11 protein-coding genes are annotated in these 14,157 nt (G+C 68.8%); 7 read left to right on the top strand and 4 right to left on the bottom strand.

What is annotated here, in order from left to right:
• The first annotated feature begins 9 nt into the window (after window positions 1–9).
• A complete protein-coding gene (locus tag J3S89_RS09955) occupies window positions 10–690 on the top strand; it encodes an ABC transporter ATP-binding protein (RefSeq protein ID WP_217927353.1) in 681 nt (226 codons plus the stop codon).
• Entirely contained in the window at window positions 687–1,691 is a 1,005-nt protein-coding gene (locus tag J3S89_RS09950) for a hypothetical protein (protein ID WP_217927352.1), read from the top strand. The genes J3S89_RS09955 and J3S89_RS09950 overlap by 4 nt, the downstream gene beginning before the upstream one ends.
• Window positions 1,692–1,695: 4 nt before the next feature.
• Here J3S89_RS09950 and J3S89_RS09945 read toward each other — a convergent pair whose 3' ends face one another.
• Window positions 1,696–2,517 (bottom strand): hypothetical protein, encoded by an 822-nt coding sequence (locus J3S89_RS09945; RefSeq protein WP_217927351.1) that lies wholly within the window; start codon window positions 2,515–2,517, stop codon window positions 1,696–1,698.
• Window positions 2,518–2,705: 188 nt separating this feature from the next.
• Here J3S89_RS09945 and J3S89_RS09940 point away from each other — a divergent pair, with 188 nt between their 5' ends.
• From J3S89_RS09940 to J3S89_RS09925, 4 genes are all read left to right on the top strand, one after another.
• On the top strand, window positions 2,706–2,990 hold the full coding sequence (locus J3S89_RS09940; protein ID WP_217927349.1) for an FAD assembly factor SdhE: 285 nt from the start codon (window positions 2,706–2,708) through the stop codon (window positions 2,988–2,990).
• Between the two features lie 144 nt (window positions 2,991–3,134).
• A complete protein-coding gene (mfd, locus tag J3S89_RS09935; RefSeq protein ID WP_217927348.1) occupies window positions 3,135–6,833 on the top strand; it encodes a transcription-repair coupling factor in 3,699 nt (1,232 codons plus the stop codon).
• A gap of 158 nt (window positions 6,834–6,991) precedes the next feature.
• Window positions 6,992–9,103 carry an ATP-dependent DNA helicase RecG gene (recG, locus tag J3S89_RS09930; RefSeq protein ID WP_217927347.1) on the top strand — a complete coding sequence of 704 codons (2,112 nt, stop codon included), beginning with the start codon at window positions 6,992–6,994 and terminating at the stop codon, window positions 9,101–9,103.
• Window positions 9,104–9,121: 18 nt separating this feature from the next.
• The gene (locus tag J3S89_RS09925) at window positions 9,122–9,853 is read left to right on the top strand and encodes a DUF1003 domain-containing protein (RefSeq protein ID WP_217927346.1); all 732 of its coding nucleotides are present in this window, start codon (window positions 9,122–9,124) and stop codon (window positions 9,851–9,853) included.
• 4 nt (window positions 9,854–9,857) lie between these two features.
• On the opposite strand, the gene J3S89_RS09920 is transcribed toward J3S89_RS09925, so the two are convergent.
• Window positions 9,858–10,577, bottom strand: coding sequence for a DUF502 domain-containing protein (locus J3S89_RS09920; protein WP_230488963.1), 720 nt, complete (start codon window positions 10,575–10,577; stop codon window positions 9,858–9,860).
• Between the two features lie 239 nt (window positions 10,578–10,816).
• On the opposite strand from J3S89_RS09920, the gene ccoG reads away from it, so the two are divergent.
• Window positions 10,817–12,286 (top strand): cytochrome c oxidase accessory protein CcoG, encoded by a 1,470-nt coding sequence (gene ccoG / locus J3S89_RS09915; protein WP_420801299.1) that lies wholly within the window; start codon window positions 10,817–10,819, stop codon window positions 12,284–12,286.
• A 178-nt stretch (window positions 12,287–12,464) separates the two neighbouring features.
• Here the strand turns inward: ccoG and J3S89_RS09910 are convergent, their stop codons facing one another.
• Entirely contained in the window at window positions 12,465–12,866 is a 402-nt protein-coding gene (locus J3S89_RS09910) for a group II truncated hemoglobin (RefSeq protein ID WP_217927345.1), read from the bottom strand.
• 115 nt (window positions 12,867–12,981) lie between these two features.
• Window positions 12,982–13,593 carry a globin domain-containing protein gene (locus J3S89_RS09905; protein ID WP_238483847.1) on the bottom strand — a complete coding sequence of 204 codons (612 nt, stop codon included), beginning with the start codon at window positions 13,591–13,593 and terminating at the stop codon, window positions 12,982–12,984.
• Window positions 13,594–14,157: the final 564 nt, after the last annotated feature.

Here is a 14,157-nt window from a genome sequence, read left to right as displayed (position 1 = left end):
GAGCGCGCCATGATCGAACTCACCGAGGTCACCAAGGTCTATGGCGAGGGCCGTCCCGATCGGGTCGAGGCGGTGCGCGGCGTCGATCTCACCATCGCCGATCGTGCCGTCACCGTGCTCGAAGGGCCGAGCGGCTCGGGCAAGACCACCCTCCTCACCCTGATCGGCTGCCTCGCACGCCCGACCATGGGGCGCATCCGCCTCGACGGCGAGATCGTCTCGGGGCTCCCGGAGAAGTTCCTGACCGAGGTGCGGCGGCGGACCTTCGGCTTCGTCTTTCAGAAGTTCAATCTGATCCGGGGGATGACGGCGCTCGACAACGTGATGTTGCCGGCCTTCCCGCTCGGGGTGCCGCATGCGCGGTTGAAGGCGCATGCGCGCGAGCTGCTCGAGCATTTCGGGGTCGGCGATCGCGCCGGCCTCGGGGTGGAGAACCTCTCCGGCGGCGAGGCGCAGCGCGTCGCCATCGCCCGGGCGCTCATCAACGATCCCGCCGTCGTCATCGCCGACGAGCCGACCGCGAGCCTCGACGGCGCCCGGGTCGAGCAGTTCCTCGCCATGGCCGCCGATCTCAAGGCGCAAGGCAAGACGGTGATCATCACCTCGCACGATCCGCGCATCACCCGCGCGAGCGTCGTCGACGCGCGCGTCGCGATGGCGGACGGACGCATCGTCGAGGCGACGCCATGATCTTCCACCCCTCGATCCTGGCGCTTCTCGGCTCGTCCTGGCTCGCGACGGCGGTGCTTCTGGCGAGCGCGGTCTTCGCGATGCGCCTGCTGGCGTCGTGGGATCGCGCGTCGGGCAGCGAAAGGCAGATCCGGCTGGAGCGGGCGACGATCCTGGTCTCGACGGCGGTCGGGCTCGTGCTGGCGCTCGAGGCGGCGTCGCTGATCCTCTTCGTCTTCAACGCCGACCGGATGAGCGCCCTCTTCGTCGGCGCCATGTGCGCGGTCGGCACGCTCAATGCCAGCGTCTACGGGTTTGCGACGCTCTATGCCAAGATCGCGGTCTTCTTCGCGAGCGCCTTGTGGCTGGTGCTCGACCGGGTCGACGGCGAGGGCCGCGACTTCCCGCTGATCCGCCTGAAATACGCCGCCCTGCTCGCGGTCGCGCCGATCGTCGCGCTCGAGGCCGGGCTCGAGACCGCCTATTTCCTCGATCTGAAGGCCGACACCATCACGTCGTGCTGCGGCAAGCTCTTCGAGGACGGGCCGCAATCCTCGGGAGCGGGCGGCGAACTCGCCGCGCTCGAGCCGCGACCGGCGCTGTGGCTCCTCTTCGGCGGGGCCGCCGTCGTGGTCCTCGGCGGGCTCGTCGCCGGGCGGTCGCGCGTTTTCCAGATCGCGCAGGGGGTGTTCGGCGGGGCGATGTTCGTCGTCGGGCTCGCGGCGATCGTGTCGGTCGTCTCGCTCTACGTCTACGAGCAGCCGCACCACCACTGCCCGTTCTGCCTCCTGAAGCGGGAATACGATCACTTCGGCTTCGCGCTCTATCTGCCGCTCTTCCTCGGCGCGGCGGCGGCGCTCGCCTCCGGCATGCTCGGGGTGGTGCCGCGCCGGGCGAGCCTCGCGGTGGCGCAGCCGGCGATCGCCGCCCGGCTCGCGCGCCTCTCCGCGCTCGGCTTCGCGCTCTTCGCGCTCGCCTGTCTCTGGGTGATCTGGCGGTCGAACCTGCTGCTGTTCGGTTGACGGTTCAGAGAAGCGACGTGGCGAAGGCCGAGATCAACCAGCCGCCGTCGACGTTCGGCAGGAAGCAGATGCCCCAGGGGGTGGGGTTCTTCAGCTCCTTCTCGGGCACCGCGCCGACCCCGCCGCCGGGCAGACGCACCGCGCTCCAGCCCTCGGGCAGGTCGTCCATGAAGCCCTGGAGATAGAGGTGGCCGGGCTTCAGCGTCGCCACCGTCCGGGCGCCCGGGTCGGCCGATCCGAAGGCCTTGGTGGGCGCGTCGACCCAGTAGCCGCGCGAGCCGCTCGCCCGCGTCTTCTCAGCCGCCTTCGGGTCCCAGCGCGCGGCGCGATAGGTGCAGAACCCGCCCTTGACCAGGGGATCGCGGCCCCAGTCGGCCTCGTCGATCGAAGAGGCGATCACGCGCATCGTGTCCTCGGCATAGAGCGAACCGAGGTTCAGTTTCTTGCCCGACGCCTTGGCCATGGCGACGATGTCGCCCTCCTGGAACATGCCGCCGATCGTCGAGAAGGCGTCGTCGGCGCTCTCGAAGGGGCCCTTCTTCTCGATGCTCCGTCCGGCGGTGACGGTGATGCCGGAGTTCACCAGCGTCACCTCGTCGGCGATCATCGCGAAGACGGCCTCGCCGTTGCGCGCCACGGCGGCGTCGCGGGCGACCTTGGCGGCGATCAGGAGCTCGTTCGACGGGGCGACCGCCTTGCCGATCTCGGCCGGGATCGGGGCATAGGGTCTGTTCTCGTCCTCCGCCGAGGCGGCGGTGACGAGAAGGGCCGCGAGGGCGGCGGCGAGAAGGGGGCGACGAACGGCGCGATCGGCGGTGACGGGCATGACGGATCCTCTCCTCGCGGCCGCGCCCTCGGCGTGGCACGGTTCCGTGGCGTGATCTTGCCCGCCGCGCGCGGCCGGCACAACCGGCGGCAGATGACGTTCGCCGTCATCCTCCGACCATCGAGACGATGACAAGGCCTTCGCCCCCGGCTAGAACGGCCACGAAGGCAGCGAGGAAGGGACCACGGATGAGCGGCATCACCAGCGACGGCCTGGAGCCTCGGCGCAAGAAGGCGCTGTTCCGCGCCTGGCATCGCGGCACCAAGGAGATGGACTTCGTCATGGGCCGTTTCGCCGACGCTCATGTCGCCACCCTCTCCGTCGACGATCTCGCCGACTTCGAGCATCTCCTCGACGTCTCCGATCGCGAGCTCTTCGCCTGGGTGGTCGGGACCGAGGAGGTCGACCCGATTCACGACAAGCCGGTGTGGCGGGCGATGAAGGCCTTCACGCACGAGGCGAAGGGCGCCTGAGGGCCAGCCCTTCGAAAAGGGGCTGGCGAGCGGCCCCGGAATCCTGTTGAAGAGAGACGTGACGATCCCGCGCGGTGTCCCGGAAAGGCCCTCGCGGGCGTCGCCGCGTTTTCACGCCCAGTCCGTTCCCGAGGATCGCCACCCGTGAAGAAGCTCTCCGGTCTCTTCCGCACTCGCGTTCACGTCACGCTGTCGCGCGTCCCCGACGGCGCCGAAGGCCTGGTGATCGGCGATCTCGCCCGCGATGCCGGCGCCCGCGACGGTCGCGCCTCGCTCCTGGTGATCTGTCGCGACGGCGTGCGCATGCAGAGGCTGGAGGCGGCGCTCGCCTTCTTCGCGCCCGACGTCCACGTCCTCACCCTCCCCTCCTGGGATTGCCGTCCCTACGACCGCGTCTCGCCCAATCCGGTCATCGTCGCCCGGCGGATGACGACGCTCTCCCATCTCGCCACGCCGCGCGAGCGCAAGAAGCCGATCGTCGTCCTGACCACGGTCAATGCCGCCGCCCAGCGCCTGCCGACCCGTGAGAGCGTCGCCACCGAGACCTTCGCCGCGCAGGCGGGTGGGCGCGCCGACATGAAGAAGCTGATCGAGTGGCTGGAGGCCAACGGCTTCGAGCGCACCTCGACGGTGCGCGACACCGGCGAATATGCCGCGCGCGGCGGCATCCTCGATCTCTTCGCGCCGGGGGCCGAGACCCCGGTCCGACTCGATTTCTTCGGCGACGAGTTGGAACAGATCCGCCGCTTCGATCCCGAGACCCAGCGCACCACCGGGCAGCTCAAGCGCCTGGAATGGGTGCCGATGTCGGAGGTGACGTTGACGCCCAACGTGGTCAGCCGGTTTCGCCGCAACTATCTCGCGACCTTCGGCGCCGCGACCCGCGACGACGCGCTCTATGGCGCCATTTCCGAGGGCCGCCGCTACGCCGGCATGGAACATTGGCTGCCACTCTTCCACGATCGTCTGGAGACCATCTTCGACTATTGCGGCGATGCCCGCATCGTCCTCGACGATCATGTCGAGGATGCGCTGAAGGAGCGGATCGACGACGTTCGCGACCATTACGAGGCCCGCCGTGAGGCGCTCGAGGAGGCGGCGTCCGGGTCGGTCCCCTACAAGCCGCTGGAGCCGACCGCCCTCCATCTGACGCCGGAGGAATGGACGACCCGCCTCGCCGACGCCAAGACCACCCGCCTCACCCCCTTCGCCTTGCCGGACGAGCGCCTCGACGTGGTCGATCTCGACGGGCGCCAGGGCCGCTCCTTCGCCGCCGAACGGGCGATGGAGGGGGTCAACGTCTTCGACGCGGCGATCGCCCATCTTGCGGAGCTGCGCAACGGCGCGCGCAAGGTGGTGCTGGCGGCTTGGTCGGAGGGCGCGCTCGACCGCCTGAAGCAGGTGCTCGACGACCACGGCCTCGCCCGCACCCGGCGGCTCGAGACCTTCCCCGAAGCGGCGCTGATGGAGAAGGGCGAGATCGGCCTCGCCGTGCTCGGGCTCGAGCAGGGGTTCGAGATCGAGGATCTCGCCGTCGTCGCCGAGCAGGACATTCTCGGCGACCGTCTGATCCGCGCCAAGAAGCGCAAGCCCAAGGGCTCCGACTTCCTGACCGAGGTGGCGGGTCTCGCCGAGGGCGATCTCGTCGTCCACGTCGATCACGGCATCGGCCGCTTCACCGGCCTCAAGACGATCACGGCGGCCGGCGCGCCGCACGACTGCCTCGAGCTTCAATACCAGGGCGGCGACAAGCTCTATCTGCCGGTCGAGAACATCGAGCTTCTGACCCGCTACGGCTCCGACGAGAGTGACGCGCAGCTCGACAAGCTCGGCGGCGTCGCCTGGGGCGTGCGCAAGGCGCGGATGAAGAAGCGGATCCGCGAGATCGCCGATCAGCTCATCAAGACCGCCGCCGCGCGCCTCCTCCGCACCGCGCCGCGCTACACGCCCCCGGAAGGGCTCTACGACGAATTCCGCGCCCGTTTCCCCTACGAGGAGACCGACGACCAGCTCGCCTCGATCGACGCGATCTTCGACGATCTCGCCTCGGGGCGCCCGATGGACCGGCTGGTGTGCGGCGACGTCGGCTTCGGCAAGACCGAGGTGGCGCTGCGTGCGGCCTTCGCGGTGGCGGCCTCGGGTCGGCAGGTGGCGGTGGTGGTGCCGACGACGCTCTTGGCGCGCCAGCACTATCGGACCTTCGCCGAACGCTTCAAGGGACTGCCGATCCGCGTCGCCCAGGCCTCGCGGCTGGTGTCGCACAAGGACATGGTGGCGGTCCGCAAGGAACTCGCCGAGGGCACGCTCGACGTGGTGGTCGGCACCCACGCGCTGCTCGCCAAGGGGATCTCGTTCAAGGACCTCGGCCTCCTCATCATCGACGAGGAGCAGCATTTCGGCGTCAAGCACAAGGAACGGCTGAAGGAGCTGAAGGCGGACGTCCACGTCCTCACCCTCTCGGCGACGCCGATCCCGCGCACGCTGCAGCTGGCGCTCACCGGCGTGCGCGAGCTCTCGATCATCGCGACGCCGCCGGTCGACCGCATGGCGGTCCGCACCTTCGTCTCGCCCTTCGACGCGCTGGTGGTGCGCGACGCCCTGATGCGCGAGCATTATCGCGGTGGCCAGAGCTTCTACGTCTGTCCGCGCCTCTCCGATCTCGCCGAGCGCAAGGAGTTCCTGGAGAAGGTGGTGCCGGAGGTGAAGGTCTGCGTCGCCCACGGCCAGATGCCGGCGACCGAGCTGGAAGACGTGATGAACGCCTTCTACGAGGGCAAATACGACGTTTTGCTCTCCACCACGATCGTCGAATCCGGTCTCGACATCCCGACCGCCAACACGCTGATCATCCACCGCGCCGACATGTTCGGCCTCGCCCAGCTCTATCAGCTCCGGGGCCGCGTCGGCCGATCGAAGGTGCGCGCCTACGCGCTCTTCACGACGCCGGCGGAGAAGAAGCTCACCACGCAAGCCGAGAAGCGTCTCAAGGTCCTGCAGTCGCTCGACAACCTCGGCGCCGGCTTCCAGCTCGCCAGTCACGATCTCGACCTGCGCGGCGCCGGCAACCTGATCGGCGAGGAGCAGTCCGGCCACATCAAGGAGGTCGGCTACGAACTCTACCAGCACATGTTGGAGGAGGCCGTGGCGGCGCTGAAGTCGGGTGACGAGGCGATGCCGGAGGAGAAGTGGTCGCCGACCATTTCCGTCGGCACGCCGGTTCTGATCCCGGAGGACTACGTCGGCGATCTCGCGCTCAGGCTCGGGCTCTACAAGCGCTTGTCGGATCTCTCGACGCTCGAGGAGATCGACGGCTTCGGCGCGGAACTGATCGACCGCTTCGGCCCGTTGCCGGAGGAGGTCGAGCATCTTCTGAAGATCGTCTACGTCAAGGCGCTGTGCCGGCGGGCGAACGTGGAGAAGATCGAGGCCGGGCCGAAGGGCGTCGTCGTCGCCTTCCGCGAGGGGTCCTTCGCCAATCCGGCCGGGCTGGTGCGCTGGATCGGCGAGCAGGGCAGCCTCGCCAAGATCCGCCCGGATCAGAAGATCGTGCTCTCGCGCGACTGGCCGGAGCCGATCGATCGTCTCAAGGGCTCGGCGGTGATCCTGACGCAGCTCGTCAAGCTCGCCGAGCGCAAGGACGATGGGCCGATCACGCTGTCGTCGGGCATGGTCGAGGCGCCGGAGGTGAAGAAGTTGCGGTTGGAACCGACCCCGCCACCGCCGCCCCCGCCGCAGAAGAAGCTCGGCCGCTATCCGAGCCTCGAGAGCCTGAAGAACCGCGGCAAGCCGAAATGGCCGAGCGGTGGCGGTTCGGGGGGCTCGGGCGGTGGACGGTGGCGGTGAGAAACGTCCGTGGGGCGCCCAATGGATGGCGGGGTCGAGCCCGGCCATGACGGAGCGTGGGGAGGCGGGAGGGGAGAAGGCGCACAGCCCCCTCCCCGCCCATCTTGCTTCCTGCTAGAACGGAACGAGAATCCGTCGTACCCAGCGCCCGAGGCCCCATGCGCCCCGAGATCCTCACTCCCCTCTTCGCGAGCCTGAAGGGCCTGCCCGGTGTCGGGCCGAAGACGGTCGTGCTCTATGACCGCCTGCTCGAGGGCGCCAATCCGGTGGCCGGGGTGGAGGCGCGGATCGTCGATCTCCTGTTCCATCTGCCGGTCTCGGTGATCGACCGCCGCCATACGCCGAAGATCGGCGAGGCCGTCGACGGGGCGATTGCGACGATCCGCGTCACCGTCGCCGAGCATCGGGCGCCGCCGCGCGGCAGCCGCGCGCCCTACAAGGTCATCGCCTTCGACGAGACCGGCGATCTCACGCTCGTCTTCTTCTCCGCCCGCGCCGATTGGCTCACCAAGCTCCTGCCGGAGGGCGAGACGCGATGGGTCTCCGGCCGCGTCGAGTGGTTCAATCGCTCGCCGCAGATGGTCCATCCCGACTTCGTCGCGACCGAGGCGGAATTCGCCACCCTGCCGCTGGTCGAGCCGGTCTATCCGCAGACGGAGGGGCTCTCCTCCAAGGCGATCGCCCGGACCGTGCGCCATGCGCTCGACCGGCTGCCGCATTTGCCCGAGTGGCAGGATCCCGATTGGCTCGCCAAGCGGAAGTTCCCCGATTTCGGCTCGGCGCTCAGGGCGCTCCACCACCCGGAAGGCCCGCTCGACGAGACCGCCGAGGATCCCGCCCGCGAGCGGCTCGCCTATGACGAATTGCTCGCCCAACAGCTGACGTTGGCTCTGGTACGCGCCTCCGCCAAGCACCTGCCCAAGGCCCCGCGCTTCGCCACCGGGGTGCTCACCACCAAGATCCGCGACGCCCTGCCCTTCTCGCCGACCGGGAGCCAAGAGGCGGCGATCGACGACATCCGCGCCGATCTCGCCAAACCCGAACGGATGTTGCGTCTGCTCCAGGGCGACGTCGGCTCCGGCAAGACGCTGGTCGCGGTGATGGCGGCGGCGATGGCGGTGGAGGCCGGCGGTCAGGCGGCGATCATGGCGCCGACCGACCTCCTCGCCCGCCAGCATGCCCGCTCGATCGCGCCGCTCGCCGAGGCCGCCGGCATCCCCTGGGCGATCCTGACGGGACGCGAGAAAGGGCGCGAGCGCGAGGCGATCCTGGAAGGGCTCGCCTCCGGCGCGGTGAAGATCCTGATCGGCACCCACGCGCTCTTTCAAGGCCCGGTCGAATTCGCCGATCTCGCCCTCGCCGTCGTCGACGAGCAGCATCGGTTCGGCGTCCATCAGCGTCTGGCGCTGACCTCCAAGGGGCGGGCGACCGATCTCCTGGTGATGACGGCGACGCCGATCCCGCGCACGCTGATGATGAGCTCCTTCGGCGATCTCGACGTCTCCCGCCTCACCGAGAAGCCGGCGGGGCGCCAGCCGATCGCCACCCGCCTCGCCTCGTCGGAGCGCATGGGCGAGATCGTCGAGAGCCTCGCGCGCGCCATCGCCAACGGCCAGAAGATCTATTGGGTCTCGCCGTTGGTCGAGGAGAGCGAGACGTCGGATCTCGCCGCCGCGGAGGCTCGGTTCGAGGAGTTGACGATGGTGCTCGGGCCGGTCGTCGGCCTCGTCCATGGGCGCATGAAGGCGGAGGAGAAGGACGCGGCGATGCGCGCCTTCAAGGAGGGCGACACCCGGCTCCTCGTCGCCACCACGGTGATCGAGGTCGGGGTCGACGTGCCCGACGCGACGATCATGGTGATCGAACACGCCGAACGCTTCGGTCTCGCCCAGCTCCATCAGTTGCGGGGGCGGGTCGGGCGCGGCACCGAGGCCTCGTCCTGCCTCCTCGTCTACAAGGGGCCGCTGGGCGAGACCGCCAAGGCGCGGCTCGAGATCATGCGCGCCACCGAGGACGGGTTCGTCATCGCCGAGGAGGACCTGAGGCTGAGGGGCGGTGGTGAGGTGCTGGGCACGCGCCAGTCGGGCCTGCCGGGGTTCCGCGTCGCGCGGCTCGACCGCCACGGCGATCTCCTCGCCGCCGCGCGCGACGACGCCCGGCTGATCCTCGCCCGCGATCCCACTCTCGCCACACCCCGGGGCGAGGCTCTTCGGGTGTTGCTCCATCTCTTCGATCAGGATCGCGGCATCCGTCTGGTCGAGGCCGGCTGACGAGACGAGAGGCTCGAGATGACGACGCATCATCATCCCCACGATCGCGGTGCCCGTGCCGCCTGCGCGTTGACCGGCGTCGATCTGCCGCTCGCCGAGTTGATCCCTCTCTTTGCGCTGACGCCGGGGCTCGCCGAGACGATCCTGCGCGAGAAGCCCGGCCTTCCGCGCGACGCGCTGCTGTCGCGGGCGGCGGTCGCGGAACGGCGCGATCGCTACATCCGCGAGATGCTCGCCGCCGAGCATGGCGAGCTGACCTCGCTCGAGGCGCAGGTCGCCGCCTCGATCGCCAATGCCGACACGATCTCGAGCAACGTCGCCGCCGACTATGCCGAGGATCGGACCCTCGGCGAGCGGTGGTCGGACGCGGTCGCCAATTTCGGCGGCAGCTGGACCTTCATCACCTTGTTCGCGGTGGTGCTGGTCGCGTGGATGGGGCTCAACGTGGCGATGACGGCCCGGGCCTTCGACCCCTACCCCTTCATCCTGCTCAATCTGGTGCTGTCCTGCATCGCCGCCGTCCAGGCGCCGATCATCATGATGAGCCAGAAGCGCCAGGAGGCGAAGGATCGACTGCGCTCGGAGAACGACTACCGGGTCAATCTCAAGGCCGAGCTGGAGATCCGCCATCTCCACGAGAAGCTCGATCACATCCTGTCGCATCAGTGGCAGCGGCTCGCCGAGATCCAGCAGATGCAGATCGAGATCATGCAGGAGCGTCGCTCCGCCACTCCCGAACCGCCGCGCTGAGGCGTCACGCGCCGGTGGCGGTGGCGTCACGACCGGCGTCGACGGCCGGCGTCGCGACCCGTTCGGGGGAGACGATCCCGCCGGAGATCACCAGTTTCGCCCCGTCCTCGACACTCATCTCGAGGATCCGTACCTCGGGCCGCGGCAGGAACATGACATAGCCGCCGGTCGGATTGGGCGTGGTCGGAATGAACACCGTCAGCCAGTCGTCGACGGCGACCTCGGGCCGCTCGGCGGAGAGGCGCTCGGCCACCTCGCCGCGCGCCGGGCCGGAGACGAACACCAGCGACCAGACGCCCGCGCGCGGCCATTCGATCAGCCCGACCTCGCGGAAACTCTGATCGCGCGAGGAGACGAAGGTCTGGAAGATCTGCTTCAGGGTCCGATAGACCGGCCGCACGAAGGGCATGCGCCCGACCAGATCCTCGCCGTAGGAGAGAAGCGTCCGCCCGACCAGCGAGGCGGTCGCCGCGCCGAGGATGGTGATGCCGACCAGCGCCACCAGGAGCCCGAAGCCGGGCACCGCGAAGGGCAGATAGTGATCGGGGTTCCAGGCCGCCGGCATCAGCGGCTTGACGGTGGCGTCGACCCATTCGAGGAAGCCGCGAGCGAGATAGACGGTGATGGCCAGGGGGCCGACCACCACCAGTCCGGTGACGAAGTGATTGCGCAGCCGCGCACGCCAGGTCGCGTGCATCGGCGTGTCGTCGCGCTGTTCGATCATCGCTCGGCCTTTCGATGTCGAGGACGCCCTCGAGCCGCCGTCAGCCTATCCGTCTTCGCAGCGCAAAAGAACCCCGCCTCCGGTAAACCACGCATCCCCCGTCTTCGCCCTTGCGGCCGGGGCAAAGTTGGATTTTATCTCGAAGATATTTGATTTGCCGCATGGATCGGGACACCCGAGCCCGGCACTGTCCGCCCGAAACCCCGGCCACCGGGGCACCATGTTCGGAGACCATCTCGATGGCCAAGGGTCCAGGGTTCGAAAAGGCGGCTCATCCCGCCGACGCCATGGAAGAGAATTACTACCAGGAACACATCAAGGTCTATCCTGCCGCCGTGCAGGGAACCGTGCGCAAGGTCAAGTGGGCGATTCTCATCGCGCTCTTGTCGATCTACTACGTCATGCCGTTCATCCGCTGGGATCGCGGCCCGGGTCTGCCCGATCAGGCGGTGCTGGCGGATCTGCCCGGCCGGCGCTTCTATTTCTTCTTCATCGAGATCTGGCCGCAGGAAGTCTACTATTTCACCGGCCTGCTGATCACCGCCGCCTTCACGCTGTTCCTGATGACCTCGGTCGCCGGCCGCGTGTGGTGCGGCTATCTGTGCTGGCAGACGGTGTGGACCGACCTCTTCCTGGCGGTGGAGCGGCTGATCGAGGGGGATCGTCGCGAGCGAATCAAGCTCGACGAGGGTCCGATCGACGGCGCCTATGTGGCCAAGAAGGTCATGAAATGGGTGGCGTGGCTGGTCATCGCCGTGGCGACGGGCGGTGCCTGGGTGCTCTATTTCTCGGATGCGCCGACGCTGGTGAAGAACGTCTTCACCGGGCAGGCGCCGTTCATCGCCTATCTGTGGATCGGCATCCTCACCTTCACCACCTATTTCTTCGCGGGTTACATGCGCGAGCAGACGTGCATCTACGTGTGCCCGTGGCCGCGCATCCAGGCGGCGATGACCGACGAATTCGCGCTCAACGTCACCTATCGCAACGATCGCGGCGAGCCGCGCGCCTCGGTGAAGGAGGCGAAGAAGCTGAAGGCGGCGGGCCAGCCGGCCGGCGACTGCGTCGACTGCTATCAGTGCGTCGCCGTGTGCCCGACCGGCACCGACATTCGCCTGGGCTCGCAGCTCTCCTGCATCCAGTGCGGCCTCTGCATCGACGCCTGCACCTCGATCATGACCAAGCTCGGTCGCGAGACCGGCCTGATCGCCTATGACACGCCGGTCAACTTCGACCGCCGCCGCGAGGGTCTGGCGCCGGTCTACAAGATCGTGCGGCCCAGGACGATCCTCTATGCGGTGCTGATCGTCGCCGTCACCGGCTTCATGGCTTATACGTTCCTCTCGCGCGGCAATGCCGGCGTGAACGTGCTGCACGACCGCAATCCGCTCTACGTCCAGAATTCCGACGGTTCGGTGCGCAACGGCTATACGATCCGCCTCCTGAACCGGGTCGGCCACGAGCGGCACTTCATCCTCGCGGTCGAGGGCGTGCCGCAGGGGGCGAGGCTCGAAGTGGTCGGCATCGACCACAACGTCGACGGCAATCCGGTGATCCACGTCGGCCCCGACCGGACCCGCGAAGTGCGCGCCGCCGTGATCGTCCCCGGCGCCGAGCTGAAGGGAAGGTCGAGCGACGTGGTCTTCCGCATCACCGAACAGGGTGGGCGCGAGACCGCCACCGCCAAGGACTTCTTCAAGGCGCCCTGAGCCGAGGTCCCGTCTCCTCGACGAAGCGCCGCCCCTCGCGATGCGAGCGGGCGGCGCTTCGCGTTTCGGCGCGCGCGCGGGACGGCCGAGGGCGCGGGCGTCCTCCCGATGCACCAGACGAAACGGCGCGGGAGAGGTCTCCCGCGCCGTTCGGCGTCTCGATGTCGCGGATCGGCCGTCAGCCGCGATTGCGCATGTGGTTCGCCAGCGTCTCGACCTGCGGCAAGATCGCGGCGCGGATCTCCGGATCCTCGATCGTGTCGACCAGCGCCCAACGGAAGCACAGGACCCAGCCCTTCGCCTCCTCGGCGCCGATCGGCGCGGAGAGATGGCGGGCGCGCAGCATCGGGGCGCCGCGCCGCTCGACGAAGAGCTGCGGCCCGCCGAGCCAGCCGGAGAGGAATTCGAAGAGCTTCTGCTCGCTCTCGGCGAGGCTCTCGGGGTGGATCGCCCGGCAGGCGGCCGCCTCGGGCGCCGTGTCCATCACCTCGTAGAAACGACGGGTGAAGCGGCGCACGCCCTCCTCGCCTCCGATCCGGTCGTAGAGGGAAGGCGCGGGCGCGGCGTCGGCGGACGTCATGGGCAGGGTCTCCTGTCGGGAGTCTCGATCGAGCGAGTACGAACACGAGTTCCCGCGCTCCGCAAGATCGAGAAAGCCCGAAATGGCGGAGGCGGGAGCAATCGGGCGACCGCGATCAGTCGCGAGCGGCGAGATAATGCGCGAGGCTCTCGATCTGAGGCAGGAGTTCCTCGACCACGGCGGCGTCGGTGACGGTCTCGGTCGCGGCCATGCGGAAGCACAGGAGCCAAGCGTCGCGTTGCGCCGGGCCGATCGGCACCAGGAAGTGCCGGCGCTTCAGCTTCGGCGCGCCGTGGCGCTTGGTGTAGAGTTCCGGCCCGCCGAGCCAGCCGGAGAGGAATTCGTAGAGTTTCGGCCCGAGATCGGCCGGGGCGACGTGCAGCACCACGCGCGCGGCCTCAGCCTCCGGCAACGTCGCCATCAGCTCGGAGAAGCGCCGCACCAGCCGGCGCAGCGCCACCGCTCCGCCCATCCGCTCATAGAGGCCGACGCCGCCGCGCGACTTGGCGCGCACCTGCGAGGGACGCCGCATCCGCACGCGCTCGGGCCCCTCCCCCGCTTCGGTCTCGACCGGGGCGACCGCATGGAGCGGAGACGGCACGCAGGCCTCCTCGCTCGATCCCGCGTCGAGAAAGAGGGGTTCCGTGGCCTGTGCCTCTCCCTCGACAGTTCGTCGAGTATGGGGCGCCTCGAAGGGGCTTTCGGCGAACTCGTGCGCGATGTCCATGCGACCGGCTCCGAACGTTTGCTTTCCAGCACTATGCGCCGTCTAAGATAGACGTAACATACAACTTATTACGTGCGGAGATCTCCCCGGCTCGACCCGCGATCCTGGATCCGCTTTGGAGAATAAAATAATTTCAAATATTTATCGGTATTTCGCGACCCCGGTGGGGCCTCCGCCGGAGGGCATCGAGCGGGCGGCTTGCGACGCGATGCCGCTGCGACGGCACGCCACCTGCGACGAAGGCGCACGGCGGCGGTCGGCGCCGGCCCCGCCCCGCCGCCGGGTGGGCGGCGGGTGGCGGGCCGAGGCCGGGGCGGGGCTGTAACGATTCGGTCGCAATTGGATAAACGCCGGCAAAAGTTTCGTGCGACCGAGCCCACGACCGCCCCTGCCCGAGGAAGGACGACCTTCGTCCCGAGACGCGGCGACGGGTCGCGCGACGTGCTGGGAGGCGCGTCGGATCTCGGAGACGGGGCGGGTTCGAGGACGAGGGCGCGCGCCTTCGTCGGGAGGAGACGCGGCATCGACGGTTCGTCGATCGCCGGCGTGTGAGCAGGGGGAGGA

The organism is Pinisolibacter aquiterrae (assembly GCF_019160155.1).
GTDB lineage: Bacteria > Pseudomonadota > Alphaproteobacteria > Rhizobiales > Ancalomicrobiaceae > Pinisolibacter > Pinisolibacter aquiterrae.
Note: the sequence above shows the minus strand (reverse complement) of the source record. Positions and strands in the feature narration are given on the sequence as shown.